This is a genomic window from Cytobacillus sp. MT66, assembly GCF_058792595.1.
In genome coordinates this window covers 336,296-362,512 of sequence record NZ_JBXAFB010000001.1, presented here as the reverse complement: position 1 = coordinate 362,512, position 26,217 = coordinate 336,296, and the positions used below count along the sequence as shown (strand labels likewise).

26 protein-coding genes and 1 riboswitch are annotated in these 26,217 nt (G+C 41.1%); of the genes, 20 read left to right on the top strand and 6 right to left on the bottom strand.

From position 1 onward, the window contains the following. Positions 1–57: 57 nt before the first annotated feature. The 6 genes from AC1Q59_RS01785 to AC1Q59_RS01760 are packed head-to-tail and all read right to left on the bottom strand — an operon-like array spanning position 58 to position 5,490. Positions 58–372 carry an XdhC family protein gene (locus tag AC1Q59_RS01785; protein WP_492364056.1) on the bottom strand — a complete coding sequence of 105 codons (315 nt, stop codon included), beginning with the start codon at positions 370–372 and terminating at the stop codon, positions 58–60. Then, positions 369–1,184: an XdhC family protein gene (locus AC1Q59_RS01780; RefSeq protein ID WP_492364055.1), complete on the bottom strand. Its 816-nt coding sequence runs from the start codon at positions 1,182–1,184 to the stop codon at positions 369–371. Before AC1Q59_RS01780 ends, AC1Q59_RS01785 begins: the two co-directional genes overlap by 4 nt. Positions 1,185–1,188: 4 nt before the next feature. Next, positions 1,189–3,504, bottom strand: a complete 2,316-nt coding sequence (locus AC1Q59_RS01775) for a xanthine dehydrogenase family protein molybdopterin-binding subunit (protein ID WP_492364054.1) — start codon at positions 3,502–3,504, stop codon at positions 1,189–1,191. Further along, positions 3,501–4,376: an FAD binding domain-containing protein gene (locus tag AC1Q59_RS01770; RefSeq protein WP_492364053.1), complete on the bottom strand. Its 876-nt coding sequence runs from the start codon at positions 4,374–4,376 to the stop codon at positions 3,501–3,503. The genes AC1Q59_RS01775 and AC1Q59_RS01770 overlap by 4 nt, the downstream gene beginning before the upstream one ends. Before the next feature lie 11 nt (positions 4,377–4,387). Beyond that, a complete protein-coding gene (locus AC1Q59_RS01765) occupies positions 4,388–4,999 on the bottom strand; it encodes a nucleotidyltransferase family protein (RefSeq protein ID WP_492364052.1) in 612 nt (203 codons plus the stop codon). Then, the gene (locus AC1Q59_RS01760; protein ID WP_492364051.1) at positions 4,999–5,490 is read right to left on the bottom strand and encodes a (2Fe-2S)-binding protein; all 492 of its coding nucleotides are present in this window, start codon (positions 5,488–5,490) and stop codon (positions 4,999–5,001) included. Before AC1Q59_RS01760 ends, AC1Q59_RS01765 begins: the two co-directional genes overlap by 1 nt. 251 nt (positions 5,491–5,741) lie before the next feature. Beyond that, positions 5,742–5,839: riboswitch (purine riboswitch) on the bottom strand. Positions 5,840–5,973: 134 nt separating this feature from the next. Here AC1Q59_RS01760 and AC1Q59_RS01755 point away from each other — a divergent pair. From AC1Q59_RS01755 to parC, 20 genes are all read left to right on the top strand, one after another. Beyond that, a complete protein-coding gene (locus AC1Q59_RS01755; protein WP_492364050.1) occupies positions 5,974–6,321 on the top strand; it encodes a Na-translocating system protein MpsC family protein in 348 nt (115 codons plus the stop codon). A gap of 242 nt (positions 6,322–6,563) precedes the next feature. Continuing rightward, positions 6,564–7,889, top strand: a complete 1,326-nt coding sequence (locus AC1Q59_RS01750; protein ID WP_492364049.1) for a nucleobase:cation symporter-2 family protein — start codon at positions 6,564–6,566, stop codon at positions 7,887–7,889. An 86-nt stretch (positions 7,890–7,975) separates the two neighbouring features. Further along, positions 7,976–9,439, top strand: coding sequence for an allantoinase AllB (gene allB / locus AC1Q59_RS01745; protein ID WP_492364048.1), 1,464 nt, complete (start codon positions 7,976–7,978; stop codon positions 9,437–9,439). Between the two features lie 84 nt (positions 9,440–9,523). Then, complete coding sequence (locus tag AC1Q59_RS01740) at positions 9,524–10,114, top strand: cysteine hydrolase family protein (protein ID WP_492364047.1); 591 nt, start codon at positions 9,524–9,526, stop codon at positions 10,112–10,114. Further along, positions 10,107–10,685, top strand: coding sequence for a UbiX family flavin prenyltransferase (locus AC1Q59_RS01735; protein WP_492364046.1), 579 nt, complete (start codon positions 10,107–10,109; stop codon positions 10,683–10,685). The genes AC1Q59_RS01740 and AC1Q59_RS01735 overlap by 8 nt, the downstream gene beginning before the upstream one ends. Continuing rightward, complete coding sequence (locus tag AC1Q59_RS01730; protein WP_492364045.1) at positions 10,682–12,022, top strand: UbiD family decarboxylase; 1,341 nt, start codon at positions 10,682–10,684, stop codon at positions 12,020–12,022. Before AC1Q59_RS01735 ends, AC1Q59_RS01730 begins: the two co-directional genes overlap by 4 nt. Before the next feature lie 93 nt (positions 12,023–12,115). Next, complete coding sequence (locus AC1Q59_RS01725; protein ID WP_492364044.1) at positions 12,116–12,379, top strand: BMC domain-containing protein; 264 nt, start codon at positions 12,116–12,118, stop codon at positions 12,377–12,379. 14 nt (positions 12,380–12,393) lie between these two features. Next, positions 12,394–13,380: a hypothetical protein gene (locus tag AC1Q59_RS01720; RefSeq protein ID WP_492364043.1), complete on the top strand. Its 987-nt coding sequence runs from the start codon at positions 12,394–12,396 to the stop codon at positions 13,378–13,380. Between the two features lie 24 nt (positions 13,381–13,404). Then, on the top strand, positions 13,405–13,845 hold the full coding sequence (locus tag AC1Q59_RS01715; protein ID WP_492364042.1) for a BMC domain-containing protein: 441 nt from the start codon (positions 13,405–13,407) through the stop codon (positions 13,843–13,845). Positions 13,846–13,879: 34 nt separating this feature from the next. After that, complete coding sequence (locus AC1Q59_RS01710; RefSeq protein WP_492364041.1) at positions 13,880–14,158, top strand: BMC domain-containing protein; 279 nt, start codon at positions 13,880–13,882, stop codon at positions 14,156–14,158. Between the two features lie 2 nt (positions 14,159–14,160). Next, entirely contained in the window at positions 14,161–14,901 is a 741-nt protein-coding gene (locus tag AC1Q59_RS01705; protein WP_492364040.1) for a hypothetical protein, read from the top strand. A 14-nt stretch (positions 14,902–14,915) separates the two neighbouring features. Then, a complete protein-coding gene (locus AC1Q59_RS01700) occupies positions 14,916–15,194 on the top strand; it encodes a EutN/CcmL family microcompartment protein (RefSeq protein ID WP_492364039.1) in 279 nt (92 codons plus the stop codon). A gap of 3 nt (positions 15,195–15,197) precedes the next feature. Then, positions 15,198–17,006, top strand: a complete 1,809-nt coding sequence (gene ade / locus AC1Q59_RS01695; RefSeq protein WP_492364038.1) for an adenine deaminase — start codon at positions 15,198–15,200, stop codon at positions 17,004–17,006. Between the two features lie 101 nt (positions 17,007–17,107). Further along, positions 17,108–17,791 (top strand): cyclase family protein, encoded by a 684-nt coding sequence (locus AC1Q59_RS01690; RefSeq protein ID WP_492364037.1) that lies wholly within the window; start codon positions 17,108–17,110, stop codon positions 17,789–17,791. 18 nt (positions 17,792–17,809) lie between these two features. After that, the gene (locus AC1Q59_RS01685) at positions 17,810–18,433 is read left to right on the top strand and encodes a DUF1989 domain-containing protein (RefSeq protein ID WP_492364036.1); all 624 of its coding nucleotides are present in this window, start codon (positions 17,810–17,812) and stop codon (positions 18,431–18,433) included. Then, entirely contained in the window at positions 18,433–19,608 is a 1,176-nt protein-coding gene (locus tag AC1Q59_RS01680; protein WP_492364035.1) for a M20 family metallopeptidase, read from the top strand. The genes AC1Q59_RS01685 and AC1Q59_RS01680 overlap by 1 nt, the downstream gene beginning before the upstream one ends. Next, the gene (locus AC1Q59_RS01675) at positions 19,605–20,942 is read left to right on the top strand and encodes a 5'-deoxyadenosine deaminase (protein WP_492364034.1); all 1,338 of its coding nucleotides are present in this window, start codon (positions 19,605–19,607) and stop codon (positions 20,940–20,942) included. The genes AC1Q59_RS01680 and AC1Q59_RS01675 overlap by 4 nt, the downstream gene beginning before the upstream one ends. A gap of 108 nt (positions 20,943–21,050) precedes the next feature. Beyond that, on the top strand, positions 21,051–21,464 hold the full coding sequence (locus AC1Q59_RS01670; RefSeq protein WP_492364033.1) for a CoA-binding protein: 414 nt from the start codon (positions 21,051–21,053) through the stop codon (positions 21,462–21,464). A 316-nt stretch (positions 21,465–21,780) separates the two neighbouring features. Beyond that, positions 21,781–23,760, top strand: coding sequence for a DNA topoisomerase IV subunit B (parE, locus tag AC1Q59_RS01665; protein WP_492364032.1), 1,980 nt, complete (start codon positions 21,781–21,783; stop codon positions 23,758–23,760). Beyond that, a complete protein-coding gene (gene parC / locus AC1Q59_RS01660; RefSeq protein WP_492364031.1) occupies positions 23,757–26,201 on the top strand; it encodes a DNA topoisomerase IV subunit A in 2,445 nt (814 codons plus the stop codon). Before parE ends, parC begins: the two co-directional genes overlap by 4 nt. The last annotated feature ends 16 nt before the right edge of the window (positions 26,202–26,217 follow it).

The window sequence follows — 26,217 nt, the reverse complement described above, 5'->3', positions numbered from 1 at the left end:
CACTCCAATCAGATTTGATTTTCCAAAATTTAAAGACAGGTGTTGCCGTCATTTTTTTCAAAGAGGCTCAATAAAAACATCCATAATCCCCCCGCATATACCGCCATCCTCATAAAAAAGGCCTTTTGTCAAATCAACAATATGTTTAGCAGGTTCCCTGGTTTGGATCACTTCAAAGGCCTTTTCGATCACCTCAGCTTCTCCGCATCCACCTCCAATCGTTCCCTCAATTTTTCCGCATGGATAGATGATCATTTTACTTCCAGCTTTTCTTGGCGTTGACCCCTTGGTTCGGATAATTGTTGCAATGGCAGCCATTTCACCTCCTTTCCGAATGTCGATGGCCCTTTTGAACAGTTGTAGCTGTTTCAATTCACTGCCCCCTCACGAAACCCTAATTTTGCATAATCCCTGATTTTGCTGCTTAAGGAATGGCCCGATTTGTTGTTTTTTATTTTTAATATTTCTGCCATAATGCTGACGGCAATTTCTGCAGGGGTTTCGGCGCCAATATCAAGACCAACAGGGGTATATAGCTGATCAAAGGATTCTTCAGGGAAATCCTGTTTTAATTCTTCAAAGACGCCAGAAATGCGTCTTCTGCTGCCAATCATGCCAATATAAGCAGGTTTTTCCTTGCGATTAAGCAGTTCTTGCAGGCTTAAAACATCATATTTATGCCCTCTTGTAAGCAGGAGGATATAGGTATATTCCGTAAGCTCAGCTTCCTTAAAGTACTCAAGGTAGGGCTGGCAAACGACTTCATCGACATATGGAAAACGGTCTCTATTAGCAAATTCCTTTCTGTCATCTAAAACGGTGACATAAAAGTCAAGCATTTTTCCCATTTCTGCAACGGGTTCACATACATGACCCGCTCCGGCGATAATGAGGTGGATAGGAACAGGGAAGTATTCAGCAAAAAATTCAGCTTCTCTTCCATTCCATAGAAAAGTGGAGGTTCCGGACTTTTTCCGCTGCATCAGTCTTTGGCTGCTTGAAAAAACTGGTTTTGCTATAGCAGAGAAGAGGGGAGATTCGCAATAAAAATCCCCATTTGGCCATAGAAGTGCTTTTAAGCCGACCATCTCTTTGTCAGGGTGAGCGGAAATGGTGACTAAAAAGCATTCCTTTCTATGGTTCAGTGAATCTGTTAATTTATCGAACATGCTTTGTGTAATCATAATTTCACCTTGATGTGTGTATCTTTGTTTTTTTAATCTCTTTGAGAGCATTAAAAATTCTTTCAGGTGTGGCAGGAAGATGTTTAATTCTTGCCCCTGTTGCATCATAAATGGCAGACATGATCGCAGGAATAATCGGGATCATAACCACTTCGCCAATGCCCTTGGCGCCAAACGGTCCTGATTGTTCGGGGGCATCCTCGACAGGGAAGGTTTCAATGAACGGTGTTTCGCGAATGGTAGGGATAATATAGTCTGTGAAATTACGAGTTTTATGGTAGCCATTTTCAATAAGGACGTCCTCATAAAGTGTATAGCCAATGCCCATAATCGCACCGCCCTCAGTCTGACCCTCGAGTCCTTGAGGATTAATAACCTTGCCTGCATCAGGAATCGATACCACACGAAGAACGTCTGTCTCTCCCGTTAATGTATCTACTTCTACCATGACTACATGGGTTAAATACCCATATAGATGATGGGGAGCACCGCCGGATCCTTCGATTTCTGTCTTTTCTTTCGGCAGGATAAAATGTCCTTCAACTTTTGTGTCCTCATGGTGTTCATAGAGATATTGATAAATTGATTCGTAGGATAATGTAGTATCGTTGGCTATTAGACAATTTTCGGCAAGTGAAACCTCTGTTATAGGCACTTTTAATATTTCCGCCGTTGTTTTCCTCAGCAAGTTGACCATATTTGGTGCGGCAGCTGCAACAGCTCTTCCGCCTGTATAGGTGGAGCGGGAGGCTGTGACTGTTCCGCTGTCCATGGTAAGCGAGGTATCTCCTTGAACCACTTGAATTTTATTAATGTCGCAGTTAAGGATTTCCGCGGCTACTTGTGCATAGGCAGTGCCATTTCCGCCGCCAATTTCCTCACAGCCAACAGCAACAAGGAATGTCCCATCCTTAAGAAGTTCGACAGTCGCTGCACCATAATCCGGCAGGCCAATACCCATGCCAATTCCATGAAAAGAGGTGGCTAGAGCTACCCCGCGTTTTTTCCATGGCTCGCTGACATCAGCTTTATATTTTTCCCGGTTAACCCATAGATCGCAATTCTCTGCGGTCTCAAGCGTTTTGAATGTTCCGACACTTGATTTAACAACATGGCCAACACTTGAAACTTCCCCCTGGTGGTAGACATTTTTCTTTCTTAGCTCGATGGGATCAATTCCGAGCTTTTCAGCAATCATATCCATATGTGTTTCAATCCCCATGCACACCTGATTAACGCCAAAGCCGCGAAATGCGCCAGCAATGCCGTTATTTGTATAGACACAGTATCCGTCAAGATCAATATTTGGTATTTTGTATGGTCCGCAGGCATGCTCAATGGCCAAGGCAATGACGGCTCCGCCGAGCGAAGCATAGGCGCCTGTGTCGGCTACAGCTCTGACTTGGTTGGCAATTAAGGTGCCGTCCTTTTTTGCTGCTGTTTTCATATGAACCTTAAAGGGATGTCTCTTGATTCCAGCAATGACCGATTCTTCACGGCTTAAATGAATTTTTACCGGTCGCCCATTCGTATTCATGGCTAAAAGAGCCAGGTAAATTTGCACCGTGATTTCATCTTTTCCGCCGAAAGCACCGCCGAGCGGGCTGGAAATTACTCTGATTCTTTCAGGATTATAGGCAAGTGCCCGGGCAATTTGCATACGGTCGCGATAGGCATATTGACCAGGACATCTTATTGTGATGAAACCGTCATCATCCATCACACCCCAGCCGCCTTCTGTTTCAATGAAAGCATGCATTTGTCTAGGGGAGTAGAAGGTGTTTTCGACGATGATGTCCGCTTCTGCAAAGGCTTGATCAATATCACCATTTTTGATGGCAACATGGCTATGGATATTTCCATCTGGATGGAGACTTGGTGCTGATTCTGTCATGGCCTTTTCAGGATCGGTAACAGGATCAAGAGGCTCATAATCTACTTCAATGAGATTAATTGCCAGTTCGGCTATTTCTTCTGTTTCTGCTGCAACAAGGGCAACAGCATCACCAGTACATCGGACAATATTTGAACAAAGAACAGGCTGATCTGGCACAACTATGCCAAACCCATTAAATCCGGGTATATCTTTATGTGTCAGGACGCAGACAACTCCATCAAGCTGTTCTGCCTTTTCAGTATTGATAGATTTAATCCTGGCGTACGGGTATTTTGAGCGAAGGACTTTTCCCCATACCATATTTTCGAAATGATAGTCTGTCATATATTTAAGTTCACCTGTTACTTTCTTTGGACCATCAATTCTCTGAACCCTTTTGCCTACCCATTTTAACGATTGGTTATTATTTATAATGTCTTTCATTTGTTTTCCCACCTCCGCATTAACCGATAAAGCCCCCGTTCAAGGAGAGAACTTGCCATATCACGTCTGTATTCTGCAGAAGCTCTCACATCTGATATAGGCATTACTTCCTTCCAGGCAACTTTAGCAATATTTTGAATCGCTTCATCTGTTAAAGGGCTCAGCTTAAGAATAGATTCACACTTTTTTGCCCGGATGATGGTTGGCCCTACTGATCCAAAGGCAATCTTTCCACCGAGACATTGTCTGTCGCTGCCCATTATCAATGAGATGGCTACATTGACGATTGAAATAGACTGTGCTTTTCTTGGACCGAGCTTTTGAAAGATTCCTATTTCATTTTCATCCTGAGGCTGAATAATAATATTGGTTATTATTTCATTTTGTTTTAAGACCGTTCTGCCTGGTCCAATAAAAAACTCTTCAATTGGAATCAGGCGTTTGCCATTTAATGAACTTATCTCAATTACTGCATTTAATACATAAAGCGCAGGAATGGTATCTCCAGCTGGTGAGGCTGTGCCGATATTTCCGCCGATTGTACCCATGTTTTGCATTTGGGCTGCGCCAACCTCACGTGAGGCCTCTGTAAGGACATCGGCTTTTTCTTTCAGCAATCTGGAGCGAACAATATCTGTATGTCTTGTTAATGGGCCAATATGGATTGCACCGTCTTTTTCTATTATGTAGCGCAGTTCCTTCAGCCCGTTAATATTTACCCATTTCTCTGGCAGCCATTTGCCTTCCTTCATACGAACGGCTGCGTCAGTGCCTCCTGCGATAACTTTTGCCTTTTGTCCTTGGATGTCCAAGATTTTCAAGGCTTCATTTAAACTGGAAGGGGAGACAACATCGATCTCTGAAATAAGCATCTACTAACCTCCTATTTTACATTTTGGATGATTCGGACAGCCTCTTGATAATCCCTTGGGGTGTTAATGTTGAGTCTGACAAGAGGATTGCTGCTTGGGACCTCTAACACGTCATTATGATATTTTTGAATAATATTTCTTAGTCCTTTGGTGTCTTCATTAATAGAAAATAAATCTGTTAATATTTTTGCGGAAAAAAGAATAGGGTGTCCCCGTTTGCCATTAAAAACTGGTATGGCAATTTTGCACCTGCTTTTATAAAGTGAATGAATCAGACTATTAATTACTTTTGAATCTGCAGGCTGATCGATCGCAGCAATCAGAATAAATTCAGAGTGCTTATTAATGGCTTCAAGACCTGCTATAATGGAAGAACATTTTCCCTCTTGGAAGTTTGTGTTATAAATGATTTTTGCAGGGTGTTTATTAGCTAAATGTACATAATCTTCAGCTTTATGGCCTACGACAGTAATGATTTCGGAAACGTCCGATTTCTTTAAAGCTTCAAGCTGTGCTTCGATCAATGTTTTCCCATTCCATGGAAGCATTCCTTTTAAGGGGGAGGGACCATCTTTCATTCTCGATGATTGGCCCGCTGCAAGCAGAATAGCGCTGCTATACATTATGATTTAATCATTCCTTTATCAGTAAATTCCTTTTCGGCTGCTGTTTGAATCGCTTTGATTATTTTTGAATAGCCAGTACACCTGCAAAGGTTCCCGCCAAGTGCCGTTTTAATTTCATCTGTCGATGGCACATAATTGATCTCATTTAAAAAAGCCCTTGCAGCTACAATAATGCCTGGTGTGCAATAGCCGCACTGTGTTGCGCCTTCAACAACAAAGGATTCCTGAACAACATCCATATTTGAAGTCAATCCGATGCCTTCGCATGTAGTAATTTCCTGATTCTCTGCCTGTGCAGCGAGAATGAGGCAGGAACAGACAACTTCACCATTTAGAAGCACCGAACAGGACCCGCATTCTCCCTTCCCGCAGCATTCTTTGCTGGCCGTTAAAAATAAATCTTCTCTTAATACATCAAGCAATGTCTTAGCTGGGGGACAAGTGACTGTTCGCTGTAAGCCATTAACAGTGAAATGAAAAGTTTTCATATAAGTTTCCTCCTTGGTATACTTACAAAAGGATTTACCTTTTGAACGAACTTATTAGATTGATATAAGGTTTTAAAAAAGAAATAAATGTGTGTGTTATTTGCTTGAGATAGTAATAGAAGTTGGTAAGCTGGATGATTGAGCAGCAAAATCTAGCGAAGCATCAATGGATGTAGGTGGAATATTTAGGTGATGTTCATCTAAGGACGAAAAAAAATCCCGCACATTAAAAAAGGCTTCTGTTCTTTTTGATCATAACGAAGCCTTTTCGTAGTCAGGAATTACGGTTCCTAGTAGAAACCCTCAAACCAATTTTTGAGGTTATACGAAAAGAACAGCTATATTTTTTTATAATTTTAAAAAACTTCAAGTTGTTTTGTAGTGTAATAGCCTAATCAATATTTTGTCAAGTGCTAATTTTCAGAAAACATTGTTGACAAGAAAATTCGTTTTGTTTAATATAGTGAATAACAGGAGGGAAATATGTCAATTATATCAACAAATTTCCAGGCGTCTTTTAAAAAAGATATTGCCCATCTGTATAATCGCGTTAATCAGGAAATCTATGGTGTCGGTGTAAAAAAACAAAGAATTGAAACCTTTGATGACAGAATCCTCATTTTTGCTCAGCATAAGCGTGTCCAGGCATTGAAAATGCTAAGTACAAACTTTCAGCATCTTACCATTTCGGTTGATTCAGCATTAATTGTTGAATTTAAATCGTTATTTAAGAGGCAAATTGAAGAAACTTTACATCTAAAAGTAAAAACCATTCTGAAAGACTACGATCCTGTAAGTGAAGAAGCATGTACAATAATTTACTTTGAATAGCTTTTCAATATTGTTTGAGGAAGCTGTGCAAGCGCATCTCCCTTAAACCAATTTTGAAAGCGGTTCCTTTAACTTTTGTTTAACGGAAGTTTTATGAAACCGCAGTAATAAGTCATCTTTTTATGAAAAAGGTGTCTTTATTACTGCGGTTTTTTATATATTATCCTTTTCTGGAGGTGATAAAAAACTTTTTCATCCCGGTGCTGTCATAAGCTGAATCTTTTTAATTGGGGGAGTGAACTTTGAATAGCTTAAATCCTATTAAGATAGGTACCTTAGGATTTCAGCATGTATTGGCAATGTATGCAGGTGCTGTGATTGTTCCTTTGATCGTGGGACCGGCAATTGGCCTAAATGCTCAGCAGCTTGCCTATCTCATTTCAATTGATTTGTTTACCTGCGGAATTGCGACGCTTTTGCAGGTAATTGGCGGTAAGCATTTTGGCATCAAATTGCCTGTAATTTTAGGATGTACCTTCACAGCAGTTGGGCCTATGATTGCTATCGGGAATTTACAGGGCATTACCTCTATTTACGGTGCGATTATCGCATCCGGAGTGGTGGTCATGATTTTGTCACAGTTCATGAGTAAAATTATGCGATTCTTCCCACCAGTTGTAACTGGGTCTGTTGTCACTATTATTGGAGTTTCCCTTATACCTGTGGCCATGAACAATGCTGCTGGGGGTCAGGGAGCTGAAGGTTTTGGCAGTCTGCAAAATCTATTTTTAGCTGCTTTGACATTTATACTTATAATTGCAATGAATCGCTTTTTTAAAGGATATATGAAGGCGATTTCAGTCTTATTAGCCTTAGTAGCAGGGACCCTTGTTGCCTTTTTTATGGGCTTTGTTAGCTTTGCAGAAGTAGGAAAAGCTGATTGGTTTCATCTTGTTCAGCCATTTTACTTCGGGATCCCGACCTTTAACTTTTCAGCCATTTTAACAATGACACTGGTTGCCATTGTAAGTATGATTGAATCCACAGGGGTATTTTTGGCAATTGGTGATGTTTGTGAAAAAAAACTAGAATCAAGAGATATTAAAAAAGGGCTTCGTGCGGAAGGGCTTGCCTGTGTAATCGGAGGAGTTTTTAACTCATTTCCATATACCTCATTTTCGCAGAATGTTGGTCTAGTGGCATTAACCAAGGTAAAAACGAGAAACGTTGTTGTAGCAGCAGGGGTAATTCTTATGGTACTTGGCCTGTTGCCGAAGGTTGCTGCACTAACTACGATTATCCCGACAGCGGTGTTGGGCGGGGCAATGATCACAATGTTTGGCATGGTTATTTCTTCAGGTATCCGGATGCTTTCAAAAGTAGATTTTACTAATAATGAAAATCTTTTAATCATTGCCTGCTCTGTTGGAATTGGATTGGGTTCAGCTGTTGTTCCGGCTATTTACGGCGGCCTGCCTTCTGGCATCCGGCTTTTGGCTGAAAATGGTATTGTACTGGGAAGTCTTACGGCCATTGTGCTTAATGTAGTTTTTAATTTTAATGATATAAAAAGTGCCAAGACTGAAGAGGTCATGCAGAGCGGAGAACATTCCATTGAAATAATGTAGATTAGTCATATTTATATAATAGTAGAAATAAATAATAGGGAAGTAATTAATAGCTAAAATATATTAATAATAGGAGGAATTGTTTTATGGATTTAATTCTGAAAAATGCAAATATTCCGCAAGGAGATCGCCAGGTTCTAACGAATATATTAGTAAATGATGGAAAGATTGTCGGATATTCAAATGATATTAGTTTTTTAAATGCAGCTAAGGTGATAGATGTCGGTGGAAAGCTTGTTGTTCCAGGCTGTATTGATCCGCATACCCATTTTATGGATCCAGGGTTTACACATCGTGAGACTTTTGCAACAGGAAGCCGTTCAGCAGCTGCAGGGGGCTTAACAACTACAATTGATATGCCTTGTTGCAGTAAGCCATCGGTAAGAGATGGAGAAAGCTTCAAAAAGAAACTTGATCCCATTCGCGGTCAGGCTTATACCGATTTTTGCTTCTGGGGAGGAATGACTGGGGAAGATGCTCGTGAAGGCTGGATTGATAATATTTATCCGCAAATTGATGAAGGGGTTGTTGCCTTTAAGGTTTATATGACACCTTCTGTACCTACATTCCCTAAGGTTTCAGATGCAGAAATGCTTGAAATCTTTAAACATGTGTCAAAGACAGGTCTGCCAATTGGTGTACATGCCGAAAACTACGACATTTGCACATTTAACTCTCAAAAACTTGAGAAAGAAGGCCGTTTGGATGGGCCAGCATGGGCAGAAGCACGCTCAAGCCTCGCTGAGAAAGTAGCAATTGAATTAATCATTAGTTTTGCCGAAGCAACAGATGCCCGAGTTCATGTTGTTCATATGAGTACAAAGGAAGGGGTAGAACTTGTTAGGGCAGCGAAAAAGCGCGGTGTAAAGGTAACGGCTGAAACATGTCCACACTATTTAGTCCTTAATGCCAAGGATGCGATGACAGAACGCGGAACTTACGCAAAAATAGCTCCGCCTTTACGTGGCAAGGAAGATAATGAGGCACACTGGCAGGCGCTTGCAGATGGAACGATTGATTTTGTCGGTACTGACCATGCGCCATATGAAATTGCAACAGAAAAGGATTATCCAGGGTCTACCATTTGGAATGCATTCCCAGGGATTCCTGGAGTAGAAACAATGGTGCCAATCATAGTCAGTGAAGGGTTAAATAAAGGACGTTTATCACTTTCACGTTTTGTAGAAGTAACAAGCAGAAATGCAGCGATTCACTACGGGATTTATCCGAAGAAAGGTTCAATGGAAATTGGGGCAGATGCCGATTTCACAATCATTGATCTTGAAAAAGAATATGTTATTGATGAGAAGAAAACAGAATCAATGGCAAAGTATAACCCGCTGCATGGAATGAAGCTGAAAGGGAAACCTGTCCAAACGATTGTCCGCGGAAAGATGGTCTATGACGAAGAAAATGGCGGTATAGTCGGAGAAGCTGGCTACGGGCAATATGTGCCTCGCCAAAGCATTCAGCGGCTTGAAAGAACATTAAAATATGAAAAATATGAAGCAGTCGCAGTAGATTCCAAAGAGGCAGTCACTCAAAACTAACCTTTTACTCATTGCTCCGTGATATTTAATGAGAAGTTTGCAAGATTACTATTGTTAAGTACATTTTGAAAGGATGAATGGGAAGTGGAATTAAGAGGGAAAAAGCATTGTGTGGTAATCATTGATATGTTAAATGACTTTATTGATGAAAAGGGAGCTCTTCTCTGTAAAAATGGGCAAAGAATAGTGCCGAAAATAAGAGAACTAGTTGATTTTGCTCATGATCAAAATATCCAGGTTGTTCATGTGCAAGAAGCACATCGGAAAAATGACCGTGATTTCCGTGTAAGACCAGTACACGCTATCAAGGGAACTTGGGGATCAGAATTTATTCCAGAACTTCAGCCTGAAGAAGATAAGGGAGATTATGTCGTTCAAAAGAGAAGACATAGTGCTTTTAGCTATACAGATTTTGATTTGTTTTTAAGAGAAGAAGAAATCGATACAGTTGTTTTAACTGGTGTTTGGACGAATGTCTGTGTTCGAAGCACGGCATCTGATGCACTTTATCATGGTTATAATGTGATCTGTATTTCAGACGCAACAGATTCTCAAACTGATGAAATGCACGTATCGGGATTAAGAGACATAGATATTTTCGGAGATATCATGTCAACAGAAGAATATATTAACGCTGCAAAATTAAAATTCTCCCAAGATAATAAGGTTGTCTAATTTAGAAAGAAAAAAAAGAATTTTAGTGGGTATTACTGGGGCAAGCGGATCATTGTATGCTTATACATTGGTCCGTGCCCTTCATCAGTTAGGGATTGAAACGCACTTAATTGTTACGGAAATGGGAGAAAAGGTCATGCAATTTGAGTGCGGTATTTCGATGAAGGACCTTAAGGAATATGCCACTATTCATAACAACAAAAACCTTTTTGCTTCAATTGCCAGCGGATCGTATTTGACAGATGGAATGGTCATCGTTCCATGTTCAATGAATACACTTGGTGCCATTGCAAATGGTGTCGGTGATACACTTTTAAGCAGGGCTGCCAGTGTTGTTTTAAAGGAAAACAGGAATTTTATTATTGTGCCAAGGGAAGCGCCATTTAACTTAATCCATTTGCGGAATATGACCCTTCTTGCGGAAGCGGGTGCCTGCATCATGCCGGCTTCACCAGGATTCTATCATAAGCCGACTGAAATTTGGGAACTGGCCAATTTCATGGTTGCACGCATATTGGATATGTTAAACATCGATCATCGTTTACTCGAAAGGTGGGGTGAAAAGACATGATACCAGTAACAATGAGGGCCTTATTAGATGATTGGGAAAACAGAGGGATATTATATCGAGTGAAAAAAGAAGTTGACCCCCGCTATGAATTAGGAGCTGTAATTAATTCAAAAAATGGCACGCAGCCCTTCCTCTTTGAAAAAATCAAAGGGTATCAATCGGCCATGGCAGCGGGTCTTGGCGGAGACCGTGATCTTGTTGCCGATAGCATAGGTGTCGAGACCTCGGAATTAATACCAAAACTCATTGATTCTATTGTAAATCCCGTTCCAACAACCTTAAAAGAAATTGGACCTGTTCAGGAAAACTTGGTGACAGGTGATTTTGATTTGGCTGATTTATTTCCAATTGCCACATACCATGAGGGGGATTCGGGCTCTTACTACGTGGCAGGAATTCTAGTGGTAAAAGATTTATCCGGACAAAAAAGATATACGTCCATAAGACGGATGCAATATCTCGGAGGAAATAGAACGAATATTTTGATTACATCTCCAGAATTGCTTGAGCAATATGCCCATTTTGAAAAGCTTGACCAGCCAATGGAAATCGCGGTTATGTTTGGAGTCGTTCCAGCCGTTGTTTTAAGTTCACAGATAAGCACCCACCTATATCATGCAGATAAGCTAAATGTGGCGGGGGCATTATTAGGACAATCCCTTGACGTTGTTCGTTGCAAAACCGTGGATTTGGAAGTTCTTGCGGATGCAGAAATCGTCTTTGAAGGTCGGATGCTGCCTCATGAACGTGAAATGGAAGGGCCTTTCGGCGAATTGGCTGGTTATTACGGTTTCCGTTCACCGCAGCCGATTGTTGAAATCTCAGCAGTCACCTATAGAAATAATGCAATCAATCAAACGATCTTTCCATCTAGCTATGAAGAAAGACTTCCAATGGCTATTGTGCGCGAGGCGGTTTTATTAAGCACAGTAAGGCAGGTTGTGCCGGGTATTAAAGCTGTACATATCCCGATGGGGGGAGTTGCACGCTACCATGCTGTTATCCAAATCGAGAAAAAAACAGAAGGCGATGGAAAGCAGGCAGCACTTGCCGCCTTTGCCAGTGACAAAGACCTGAAACATGTTGTAGTAGTGAATGATGATGTTGATATTTTCAATCCAGAAGATGTAGAATGGGCGATTGCCACAAGGGTTCAGGCTGCAAGTGATGTTTTTATTGTTCCAGGAGCTAAAGGCTCACCGCTCGAAGCATCCCATAACTTAAGGGGAGTAACAGACAAAATGGGGATTGATGCAACCTATCCGCTCGGGCAAGAAGAAATGTTTAAAAGGACTTCCATTCCAATAGAGATCAATCTGGAAGACTACCTTTCTTAATTATTCATAATCGCATAAGAGATAGCCTGCTCATTTTATCTGAGAAATGTATTGAGCAGTAATATCTGTCCTGAAAAAGGGAGGGATTTTTATATGAAGGCAATTGGTATGGTTGAAACAAGAGGATTAACTGCAGCCATAGAGGCGCTTGATTCAATGGCAAAAGCGGCAAATGTCAGTCTTGTTGATTTAAAACGGGTCGGTTCTGGACTTATAACCGTCATTGTTGAGGGAGATGTTGCTGCTGTAACCGCAGCTGTTGAAGTTGGAAAAACTGCTCATAACAAGACTGGCGGTGAGCTAGTTTCCTTTAATGTCATTCCTCGTCCGCACGCTGAGCTTGCAAAAATACTATAGGAGGTGATTGAAGGTTGTCGGAATTTATGAAAAGCATTGTTTCCGAAGTACTGAAGCCAACCCAAAAACCAAAGGATAACCCTATCTTTGGCGGGGAAAGCCGGTTTATTTACTCAAAGTCTGCTGTGAATAAACAATCTGAAAGCAAGCAAGATCAGGCTGCGATCCCAGGGATAAGCCGGCCAAACTATCAGCAAAAAAATTTGCAGAAAAGATTAGCTGGCATTCCCGTACTTTCATCAGTAAAAACAGACAATCTTCAGACAAAGCCCGTACCGGAAAAGAATTCAAGCGGTCAGCCTGTCAATAGAAAGGTGAACGATTCCCTTTCCAAGCTTCAGACTATTTCCCTTGTTCAAGGGAATCACCCTATGAAGAAATTGCCCCATCACAGAGAAATCTTGAATAAGACTAATGAGGAAAGCCAATTTATTGGCCAGTCAAGGGATGGGGTAAAAGCCTGGATTTTTTCCGGTCTGCACCTAAATCTGCTGGAATCTTTTCAAAGATCGATTAAATCCGATCATATCGGTGTCGTTACTTCAGACAAATGTACAGTAGGACAATTATTCTTATTAAATGAGATTTTACGGGTATTTCCGTCAATGAAATATTGTCTGACATGGGACAGGGAAAGCAAACAAGGTTTTGTGCTTGAATTATACGATGACCATAAGGAAAATCTGACAAAAGCAGTAAAGACAATTTTTCAAAAGCTATCCCAAAATTCATATAAATCATTACAGATGTATACAGCTCACTCCCCCGGTCCATGGCTGACTAAACAGCTGGGATTAAAGACTTATGTCGAAGGAGCTGCAGTGCTTGAGGGAATCGACTACTATTCTGCTATTCTTCTTCTTGATAAGTTCCTCAAAAAATCACCAGGTGCCAATTTTGGCTATGCTGCTGAAACAAATTATTTGCTGCTGCACGGAGAATATGCAGCTGTTACAAAAGCAGCCGAAGAGATGTTAAAAAAGGCTGAAAGGATGAAATAATTTTCCTGATGGGAGGAAATACAATTGCGAGCATTAGGATTAATCGAAACAGTTGGTTATTTGACGGCTGTTTCAGCTGCGGATGCTGCGGTAAAGGCGGCAAATGTAGAAATTGTTGGGATTGAAAAGGTAATCGGGGTAAGTGGTTATCTTGGTGTAACCGTGCATTTTGGCGGGGATGTTGCTGCAGTTAAATCCGCAGTAGATGCCGGAAGTGCTGCTGCACAACGGGTCGGCAAGGTTATTTCCTCACATGTAATCCCGCGGGCACACAGTGAAGTTTCCGCAAAACTTTTGCCTAACTTTAAATTAGAATCTAAATCTCTTATAGCAGATCAGGATTCTGCTGCAAATTCTGATGGAGCCCAGGAAATGAAGCAAAACACAAATCCATCAGTTAAAAAGAAACCATCAGAAAAGACGGATGCTGATTCATCAAATTCGGAACAAAATGAAGATCACTAACTTGATTAAATAAAAACTTGAGGAGGAATATGCAATGGGTGAAGCATTAGGTTTAGTAGAAACAAAAGGGTTGGTTGGAGCGGTTGAGGCAGCGGATGCAATGGTAAAGGCTGCAAATGTGGAGATTTGCGGTTATGAAAAAATTGGCTTTGGTCTTGTGACTGTTATGGTCAGAGGGGATGTAGGTGCTGTAAAGGCGGCAACTGATGCTGGTGCCGAAGCTGCCAGCCGTGTAGGGGAGCTTGTTTCTGTTCATGTCATTCCAAGACCGCATAGTGAAGTAGAAAGAGCGTTATTATCTAAAGGTGAATAATAATGAGCTCAATTAGGCAGAGTGCATTAGTGGAACACACTCTGCATGGGCTATACCATCGAAACCAAAGTAATATGGGAGGTCCTAAGAGAAAACCATATGTCCTGGCTCTTATTACCTCTCATTTGATAGGAATGGAACCAGGACTTCTCTTTTTGAAAAGACTTAGGAATGAGAAATGGATTGTACGATTATCCGCAGAGGAAAATGTTTTTTCTGAATTTACCAAGGCAGAATTGGCGGAGGCGACAGAAAATGATGACTGGATCGCTGTGCAAGAACTTTCAAAGCTGGATTTCACCCATATAGATATCGTTTTTGTTCCAATTCTCTCATTCTCGCTTGTCTCAGATATTTTATCATTTAATGAACAAAGACCCTTTGTCAGGCTCATCCTCCAGGCTCTTTTGTCTGGAAAAAAAGTGTATGGCTTACGAACGGGAGCAGATCCCTTTGATCAGCAATGGAAAATGATAGGTCTGGATAAAGGGAATCCTCTCTTAAAAAGAAAATTATATGATCAATTATCTCAGATTAAGTCAATGGGAATGAAATTAATGAATGAACATGAAACCTTTGAAGTTGAGACAGAAACAAAGAGCAAATCGGTTGTCACGGCGGAAACGATACGCTTTACACGGCAGCAAAACAAAACAAGCTTAATTGTTTCAAAGAATACGATCATAACGCCCCTTGCCATCGATACGGCAAGAGAGTTGAATATATCATTGATTAAACATTAAGGGGACGATCTTTTATGCAAATGGGAATAGTGGTTGGCCGGGTCACTGCGACAAGAAAAGATGAAAATCTTGTAGGATCAAAATTATTAATCACACAACCAATTGGAATTGACGGCAGTGTATTACCGAACCCCATTATTACCGTTGATACCGTTGGAGCCGGAATCGGTGAAAGAGTAATCTATGTTACTGGCAGTATGGCTTCGCGGGCAATCAGGAATAAAGATGCGCCCATTGACGCAGCAATTATAGGAATTATTGATAGTTTAGAAGGAACAACGTTTGGGGGGTAAACATTGGACGCTCTAAAAATAAAAGAAGCCATTCAATATAGAAAACTCATTGATGTCTTGTTAAGTCCTCACCTTTTTGCCGATATCGTTTTAAAAGGCGGGTATTTTATCAATGTCATTACAAGAGAAATCTATGAAGCGGATGTGGCCATTAAGGGTCAGCATATTTTAATGGTTGGGGACGCCAAAGATTTAATTGGTCCAAATACAACGATTGAAGATGTTCGAGGTAAATTCATTAGCCCGGGCTTTATTGATTCACATATGCATTTTGAAAGCGCTATGCTAACATGCACGGAATTTTCAAAGCTCTCGATTCCTACCGGCACCACCACATTGATCGGGGATCCGCATGAAATCGGCAATGTCCTTGGTGTACATGGAATGAAAGCGATGATCGAGGAAGCAAAAACACTTCCTAACAGAATTTTGTTTACGGTACCTTGTGCGGTACCAGATGCTCCAGGACTCGAAACATCTGGCTATGATGTTTCCGCAAAAGACATGAAGGAATTGCTAAATGATCCGTACGTACAGGGTATTGGTGAAATCCAAAGCTTTAGTAATATTCAGCCTGTCTATCAGCACGCTCCCGAACTGATCGATGATCTAGTTGCGGCAGTTTCCTATGCAAACAGCATTGGGAAAACGGTTGAGGGAAATGCCCCAGGCCTATTTGGCAAGGAGCTGGCAGCACATATTATAAGCGGTGGTACACATGTGTCCTGCCATGAAACAACGACGAAAGAAGAAATGATGGAAAAGCTTCGCTATGGGGTTAGTGTTTTTATGCGTGAAGGATCCTCGCAAAGAAATATGGCTGAATGTATTCGCGCTATCACAGAAGAGGGGATGGATTCAAGACGAGCCATTTTAGTTTCAGATGACATGGTTCCAGCGGACCTTCTTAAGTACGGCCACATGAATGATATTGTACGGCGGACGATTGCCGAAGGAATTGATCCAGTTGAGGCGATTCAAATGGCTACAATTAATCCGGCAACCCATTTTGGTTTTAAAGATGTTGGGGTCATCGCACCTGGCAAGAGAGCTGACATTGCTGTCATCAGCGATTTAATGAATATGACGGTTGATCAAGTCTACCTTGGCGGGAAAAAAGCTGCTGAAAACGGTGAATTGACAATTGAAATTTCATCTTATACTTATCCAGAAAGTGTAAAGAAATCTGTAAAGCGCAAACCAGTGAAAAAAGAAGAACTTTATATTAAAGCGAATGGAAGCCGTGTAAAAGTGCGTGCCATTGAAGCTATTCCGTTTCAAAACCTGACAGGCGGGAGTGAGTATACTCTAAATGTAAAAGAAGGCATTGTCCAGCCCTGCTTGCAGCAGGACGTTTTGCCAATGCTTGTAGTTGAAAGACACGGCAGAACCGGGAAAATAGGAAAAACCTTTATTCATGGCTTTGATCTAAAAAGCGGGGCAATTGCTGAGAGTGTGGCCCATGATACTCATAATATTATTGTCGCAGGTACGAATTATGAGGACATGGTTACAGCGGTCAATCGTGTGATAGCTATGGATGGCGGCATTGCAATGATTAAGGATGGAAAGGTTGTTGGCGATCTCCCGCTCCGCATAGGAGGACTAATGACAGATGAATTGACAGGAAAAGAAATGAGTGAAAAGGTGGATGAATTATCCAGGCTTGCGAAAGAAGAGCTAGGATGCGGGATGGAAGTTCCTTTCATGCATTTGTCCTTCTGGTCACTTGTAACTAGTCCAAAGTGGAAAATTACCGATATGGGCTTAATTGACGTAGATAAATTTGAGGTTATTCCTACCGTACTATAAAAATATGACTTTAAAAGGGCTGTCATTACATCAATTGGGTTAATCCCTCTTGGGAAGCAGCCCTCATTTTTGTAAATATCAAACTAGTTAAGGAGGAAAACATGGGAGTCAAATTAGTGGATTTAACGCAGGAAATCTTTCATGGGATGCCGGTATTTCCCCTTCATCCTACAACGATGATTTTCACAAACGTGACGCATGAAGAAACACAAAAAAAGATTGGTTTCCCCTTCGCTACCAATAATTTAATTATTAATGAGCATGGGCCAACCCATAGTGATGCTACATACGAATATGACCCGAACGGAAAATATATTGATGAAATGCCGTTAGAGTATTTTTACGGGCCAGCGGTATGTCTGGATCTATCACATATCCCCGTTGACCGGTATATTACAGAACGTGATCTGGAAGAGGCGTTGTACCGTTCAGGACAATTGATTGAAAAAGGTGATATTGTTCTCCTGTACACTGGACATTATAACCGCTCGTATGGAACAGACGAGTGGCTGACCACATACACGGGCCTTGACTATAAGGCAGCAAAATGGCTGGCCGATAAGGGTGTTGTCAATATTGGCATTGATGCTCCAGCGATTGACCATCCAGATGATACGAATTATTCCGGTCACCTAATTTGCCGGGAATACGGTATAACTAATACAGAAAATTTATGCAATCTTGATCAAATTGCCGGGATGAGATTTTTATACTTTGGTCTTCCGCTGCGCATTCGCAAAGGAACGGGATCACCCATTCGGGCAGTGGCTGTTTTTATAGAATAAAAATAGGAGGGTGACATTGTGAGGGATGTTTTTAAAAGAGAAAAAATTCGTGAAGAAATTATTATTCCTCCATACGAAGGAAGAAGTGCTTTTTTAAGAAAAGGTGAAGAGCTGATTATTATAGATATGGAAGGAAAGCAGGTTGGTGATTTTGTCTGTTTTAATCATTCGGATCCCACAGAACATGTTTCCCCAGTTCATATGCGAGCTTCTTTAAGCAGTATCCGGCTGAAAAAAGGAGATTTATTATATAGCAATAGAAGACGTCCATTGATGCAGCTTATTGAGGATACTGTAGGCGTCCATGATATTTTCTTTCCAGCCTGCGATTATTATCGCTATAAGATGGACTTTGACAAGGAAGATCATCCGAACTGCCACGATAATCTGGCAGATGCGCTAAAAAAATATCACATTCACCCAGCGGTCATTCCAGATCCTATTAATCTATTTATGAATAATGTTTTAGATGAAACAGGTGATTATGTTATTGAAGAGCCGCTTTCAAAGCCTGGCGATTACGTAAGGCTCAAGGCATTAGATGATGTTGTTATCGCTTGTACTACATGCTCACAGGATATGGCACCGGTTAACGGATTTAAGGTTACTTCAATAAAAATGCAAATTGTGGAGGCGCAATAATGAATGAAATCAGATTTCTTCAAAAGTTGCTAAAAATAAACAGTTCAAATCCTCCAGGCAATGAGCATCGTGTAACAGAAGCCTTTATTGAAAGATGCAAAGAACAAGGACTGTCATTTAAAATGACATACTTAGAAGAAAATCGCAGCAATTTCGAAGTAACATTGAAGGGAAAGGGTGATAAGCATCTTTTCCTTTGCGGTCATATGGATACCGTTTCTCCAGGTGTATCGGAATGGGAATATGGGCCGTTTTCCGGTGAGATTGTGGGAGATAGGATTTACGGCCGAGGCGCTTCCGATATGAAGAGCGGGCTTGCTGCTATGTTTCTTGCTCTTGAATCTTTGATTTTGGAAAAGTATACACCCAATGCCACTATTACCTTTTTAGCGACAGCTGGTGAAGAGGTCGATAGCTGTGGTGCACGAGTTTTTCTTGAAGGAAATGAGGAGAAAAGAATTGATGCGCTTGTCATTGGGGAGCCGACTAATGAAAAGGTAGTTGTAGGCCATAAAGGGGCGCTTTGGCTTGAAATTACGACATATGGAAAAACCTCGCATGGTTCAATGCCTGACCAGGGAATCAATGCAGTAGACCATATGATTAAGATTACGAACGTGTTAGATTCTCTCAAAATGGATTGGAAGACAGTGAAGGAGCCACTTGGAAGCAGCAGTCTTGCATTGACCATGATTGAGGGTGGAATACAAACCAATGTGGTTCCAGACAGATGCACGCTTCGTGTTGATATTCGTACTGTTCCTCCGCAATCCCATGATGATTTAATTGATGAACTTGAGAAAAAATTAAATGACCTTGCAGAAAAGAATGAGATCTATCAATTTAAAGTCTCAAAAATTTTAGATCGTCCCGCCATTTTAACTGCAGAATCATCGGATATTATCCAATGCGCTTTAGCCATTAAGGATGAAGGTAATTCGGATTGCTTTGGGGTTTCCTATTATACTGATGCCGCTGTTCTTAACCCTAGAAGTGAAATTCCCACCTTAATTTATGGTCCAGGAGATGAGAAGCTTGCGCACCAGCCAAATGAATGGGTTAGCTTATCAGCCTATAAAAGATCAATTAATTTTTATAAAGAATTAATTCTTTCGTACGATAAAACGACAAACGATCTGCCAATTCATCTCCAGGAAAGAGGGGGAAGCCATTGAGCAGTATTCTGATAAAAAATGCAGAAATTATTACCATGAATGAAAAAGAAGAAATCGTTCAAGGGGATATTTATGTTGTTGATGATCGGATTACTGATATTGGCAAAGATTTATCCTATGCAGCCAGCAAAGTGATTGATGCTTCAGGAAAAACAGTAATTCCTGGCTTTATCCAAACCCATATCCATCTCTGTCAAACATTATTCCGCGGCCAGGCAGATGATCTTGAACTGATGGATTGGCTAAAACAAAAGATATGGCCGCTGGAAGCTTCACATGATGAAGAATCTATCTATTATTCGGCTATGCTTGGGATCGGCGAGCTGCTGCAGAGCGGGACGACCACGGTTGTGGATATGGAAACTGTTCACCACACGGATTCAGCCTTTCAAGCCATAGCTCAAACGGGAATTCGCGCCCTAGCCGGAAAGGTCATGATGGATAAAGGAGATGAAGTTCCTGTTTTATTAAGAGAAAATACAAAGACATCCATCCAAGAAAGTGTTGATCTCCTTGAAAAATGGCATAACTATGACGGGGGAAGGATTCAATACGCTTTTTGCCCCCGCTTTGTCGTATCATGCACGGAGGAATTATTGACAAATGTGAGAGATCTCTCTGTGAAATACAATGTGCGGGTTCATACACATGCTTCAGAAAACGCAAATGAAATTTTAATTGTCGAACAAGAGCATGGCATGAGGAATGTTGTATATTTAGACAGCATAGGCCTTGCAAATGAACGCTTGATTCTTGCCCACTGTGTATGGCTGGATGAGGAAGAAAAAAGAATTATTAAAGAAAGAGGGGTTAAGGTTAGCCACTGTCCAGGGTCTAACCTAAAGCTTGCTTCCGGCATTGCGGATATCCCTTCGATGCTTGATGCCCATTCACATGTAAGCCTTGGTGCAGATGGTGCGCCTTGCAACAACAACCTTGATATGTTTAATGAAATGCGGCTGGCTGCCATCATTCAAAAGCCTATTTCTGGACCGACGGTTATGAATGCTAGAACGGTATTTAGAATGGCGACCATAGGCGGAGCCAAAGCAGTGGGAATGGAGAATGAAATCGGCAGCCTAGAAATAGGGAAAAAGGCTGATCTAGCTATTTTAAATTTAAATGACTTCCATGTATACCCCTCCTTTGACATTGACCCAATCTCAAGAATTGTCTACTCAGCTACAAGAGCAGATGTTGAATCTACCATCGTTAACGGAAAGCTAGTGATGGAAAATAGACGCATGAATACCATTGATAAGAATATGGTCCTGAAGGAGTCAAATAAGGCTATCAAAAGACTGGTTAAAAAGCTTGAAAAAATCGCCTATTAATATAAAAAATCAAAGATTTTCAAATTTTTCTCTCCCAGGATTAGAAAATCCAGTTAAATTTCGGTAATATGAAGATAGGGAAGCAAACATTATGTGGGAGGGTTATAAATGACAATTGAAATTCCTAGCCGGGAAGAACTCGGTGTAATATTAAAAAAAGCGAAACGCATTGCAGTTGTGGGGTTAAGCGGAAACCCTGAGAGAACATCTTATATGGTATCAAAAGCCATGCAGGATGCAGGATACGAGATTATTCCAGTAAATCCAGCAGTCGATGAGGTCTTAGGTGTAAAGGCTGTATCCAGTTTAAAGGAAATCGAAGGACATATTGATATCGTTAACGTCTTTCGCCGTTCAGAGCATTTGCTTGAAGTAGCAAAAGAATTTGTGGAAATCGACGCTGATGTTTATTGGGCTCAGTTAGGATGCATAGATGAGGAAGCTTATAACTTCCTAAAGGAAAAGGGTTTCACTGTTGTAATGGACCGCTGTATCAAGGTTGAACATGCATTAACGAAATAATATTCCGGCATGAGATCTTATCAGGTCTCATGTTTTTTATTGGAAAAAGATGGCGGAAGAATGCTCTTCTTTTCACTAGTTCTTGACACCTATTTGGAAAAACAGATTTGCCAAATCAAAATAAATAGATAAAATAAAGCGTAGACCATTTGCTTTATGGTAAAATATCAATACAGAACATTCGTTCTTGTTTTGAATGATGCGATATTTCTTCGATAATTAAAGGATAAATTCATAAAAGGACGAATACGTAACTGAATGGTTATTTTGATTCATCATAGCCATTCTTTTTGCAGTTGATGAAAGGGGAATGTTTGTGGCACGAAATCAGGAAGCTTTTGACTACAATGATGATGCCATACAAGTGCTCGAGGGTTTAGAAGCAGTTCGAAAAAGACCCGGGATGTATATTGGGAGTACGGATGCAAGGGGCTTGCACCATCTTGTATATGAAATCGTAGATAATGCAGTTGATGAAGCGTTAGCAGGTTATGGAGATCAAATCATTGTTAAAATACATAAAGACAATTCGATCAGTGTAACTGATAAGGGACGGGGGATGCCAACGGGAATGCACCGTACAGGCAAGCCTACACCTGAAGTAATATTAACTGTTTTACATGCTGGCGGTAAATTTGGCCAGGGCGGATATAAAACAAGCGGCGGTCTGCACGGTGTCGGTGCTTCTGTTGTTAACGCACTATCACAGTGGCTGGTTGTAAAAATTAAACGTGACGGAAATGTATATGAACAGCGTTTTGAAAATGGAGGAAAACCTGTTACTACGCTTGAAAAGACCGGTAAAACAAACCAAACGGGAACAACCATTCATTTTAAGCCAGACCCTAGTATTTTTTCAGTAACTGTATATAACTATGAAACACTGTGTGAACGGCTGCGGGAATCAGCTTTCCTTTTAAGAGGAATGAAAATTGAAATCATTGATGAACGCGAAGGAAAGCACGAAATTTTTCATTATGAAAATGGGATTGAGGCATTTGTTGAATATTTAAATGAAGAAAAAGATGTCCTTCATTCCGTTGTGAGCTTTGAGGGCGAGCAGAATGGGATTGAGGTAGATTTTGCCTTTCAATTTAATGACGGTTATTCAGAAAATGTCCTTTCTTTTGTTAACAATGTTCGCACGAAAGACGGAGGCACTCATGAAGCTGGGGCTAGAACGGCTATGACACGCGTGTTTAATGAGTATGCAAGAAAAGTAAATCTTTTAAAGGAAAAAGAGAAGAATTTAGATGGCGCTGATATAAGAGAAGGCTTTACCGCCATTATTTCTGTAAGAGTTCCTGAGGATTTGCTGCAATTTGAAGGGCAAACCAAAGGGAAACTTGGAACAAGTGAGGCTCGTTCCGCTGTGGATGCAGTTGTTTCAGAGCATCTTTCCTATTTTCTCGAGGAAAATCCAAATATCAGTACGCTTTTGATCAAAAAATCCATAAAAGCATACCAAGCGAGGGAAGCTGCCAGAAAAGCAAGGGAGGATGCGAGGAGCGGGAAGAAAAAGAAACGTTCAGAAGCCCTTTTATCGGGTAAGCTCACACCTGCGCAATCCCGAAATCCTCAGAAAAACGAATTATATTTAGTTGAGGGCGACTCTGCAGGAGGCTCAGCAAAGCAGGGGCGTGACCGCCGATTTCAAGCTGTGCTGCCTCTTCGGGGAAAAGTCATTAATACAGAAAAAGCAAAGCTGCAGGACATATTCAAAAATGAAGAAATAAATACGATTATCCATACGGTTGGAGCCGGAGTTGGAGCCGATTTTAATCTAGAAGATGTTAATTACGATAAGATTATTATTATGACAGATGCGGATACTGATGGTGCACATATTCAGGTCCTTCTTCTAACTTTCTTCTACCGTTATATGAGACCTCTTCTTGATGCCGGAAAAGTGTTCATCGCCCTGCCGCCTCTATATAAAGTCAGCAAAGGGGCAGGAAAAAAGGAGAAAATCGAATATGCTTGGAGTGACGATGATCTCCAGGATGCGATTAAAAAAGTTGGAAAAGGATACATGCTCCAGCGATATAAAGGTCTTGGCGAAATGAATGCCGATCAGCTATGGGATACAACGATGAACCCAGAAACCCGCACATTGATCCGTGTAAGAATTGATGATGCAGCAAGAGCGGAACGCCGTGTAACTACCCTTATGGGCGATAAGGTAGAACCGCGCCGCAAGTGGATTGAATCAAATGTAGCGTTTGGCATGGAAGAAGATGCGAGTATACTTGAAAATGAAAATATATCTGTGTTAGAGGAGGAGATTGATTCATGAGCACACCTGAAAAATTTCGTGATCTCCCTCTTGAAGATGTCATCGGTGACAGGTTTGGCCGCTATAGTAAGTATATTATTCAAGACCGTGCCCTGCCTGATGCCCGAGATGGGTTAAAGCCGGTTCAGCGGAGAATTTTGTATGCCATGCATGTCGAAGGAAATACACATGAGAAGGGCTTTAGAAAGTCCGCAAAAACCGTCGGAAATGTGATAGGCAATTACCATCCTCATGGTGACACCTCCGTCTATGATGCTATGGTCCGCCTGAGTCAGGATTGGAAGATAAGAAATCCCTTAATCGAAATGCATGGGAATAACGGCAGTAATGATGGGGATCCGCCCGCTGCGATGCGTTATACAGAAGCAAGGCTTTCAGCTATCTCTTCAGAGCTTTTAAAGGATATTGAAAAGCGCACCGTCGAATTTGTGCCAAATTTTGATGATACATCAAATGAGCCAACGGTGTTGCCGGCTATGTTCCCAAACCTTTTGGTTAATGGCTCTACAGGCATATCTGCAGGGTATGCGACTGAAATTCCGCCTCATCATTTGAACGAAGTGATTGATGGGGTCATTTATCGGATGGACAACCCTAATTGTTCGGTGGATGAATTAATGCAATATATTAAAGGTCCGGATTTTCCAACTGGCGGGATTATTCAAGGCGTCGATGGAATTAAAAAGGCTTACGAAACTGGTAAAGGCAAAATTATTGTTAGAGGAAAAGCTGAATTTGAGACGATCCGCGGCGGGAAAAAACAAATTGTAGTCACAGAAATCCCATTTGAAGTGAATAAAGCAAACCTTGTTAAAAGGATTGATGAGTTCAGGTTAGACCGCAAAGTAGAAGGCATTTCCGAAGTGCGTGATGAGACAGACCGCACAGGTCTAAGAATCGTGATTGAATTAAAAAAAGAAGCAGATCCAGAGGGTGTGCTTAATTACCTTTATAAAAACAGTGACCTGCAGGTTCCTTACAACTTTAATATGGTTGCCATTCACAACAGGCACCCAAAGCTTATGGGCCTTCGCGAGCTGCTGGATGCCTATATCGGACATCGCAGGGATGTAGTTACCAAACGGTCTCAATTTGATCTTGAAAAAGCCAGGGCACGCCAGCATATCGTTGATGGATTAATGAAAGCTCTATCTATTCTTGATGAGGTAATTGCCACTATTCGAGCTTCAAAGGATAAACGGGATGCAAAGGATAATTTAATTGCTAAGTTTACCTTTACTGAACCACAGGCTGAAGCAATTGTCTCCTTGCAGCTTTATCGGTTAACAAATACCGATATCACTGCACTGCAAGCGGAATCAGAAGAATTAAAGCAGCAAATAGATGAATTGACCGCGATTTTAAATAGTGAAAAGAAGCTTTATTCCGTAATCCAAAAGGAATTAAAGGACATTAGAAAGAGATTTTCTGATGAACGCCGAACCAGAATTGAAGCAGAAATTGAGGATATTAAAATTAATCTGGAAGTCCTGATAGCCAGCGAGGATGTTATCGTAACAGTGACAAAAGAGGGTTATGTCAAACGGACAAGTCCTAGGTCCTTTGCTGCATCAAACGGCCAGGATTTCGGCATGAAAGATTCCGACCGGCTGCTCGCACAGCTGGAAATGAATACGACGGATGTTTTGCTCTTGTTTACTAATAAAGGGAATTATTTGTATTGCCCCGTTCATACACTTCCGGATATTCGCTGGAAAGATTTAGGTCAGCATGTAGCCAACCTTATTCCAATTGACAGTGATGAATCAATTATTAAAGCGCTGCCAGTTAAAGATTTTGATAAGGATGGATTCCTATTGTTTATCACAAAGAATGGGATGGCGAAGAAGTCAGAATTCAGACAATATCAGGCACAGCGTTATACAAAACCTCTTGTAGCGATTAATCTGAAAGACGATGATGAAGTGATTGATGTACATGAAACAGATGGGAACAAGGACATCTTTTTAGCTACCCATTTGGGCTATGGACTATGGTTCCATGAAGAAGAGGTTAATGTGGTAGGAACGAGGGCAGCTGGGGTCAAGGGCATCAACCTTAAAGATGGGGACTTTGTAACCGGAGGCCAGCTCATCGAAAATATCGCAGAAGAGTCAATTGTTATTGGAACACAGCGTGGTGCGGTTAAAAAAATGAAATTCTCTGAATTTGAGTGTTCTTCGAGGGCTAAACGAGGAGTGATTATGCTTCGTGAACTAAAATCGAATCCACATCGGATTATTGGCATGGTCATTTCTAAAGAAACAGATATTATTTTTATTGAAACTGAAAAAGGGGTCGTTGAATCAATTAATGCCGCAGACATCCGATTTAACGATCGCTACTCTAATGGTTCATTCTTTATTGATGAAACAGAAAATGGCAAAGCTAATGCAATATGGAAAGTAAAAGACCCTTCCAGTCAGCAAGCACAAGATTAATAACAAAAAGATCCCT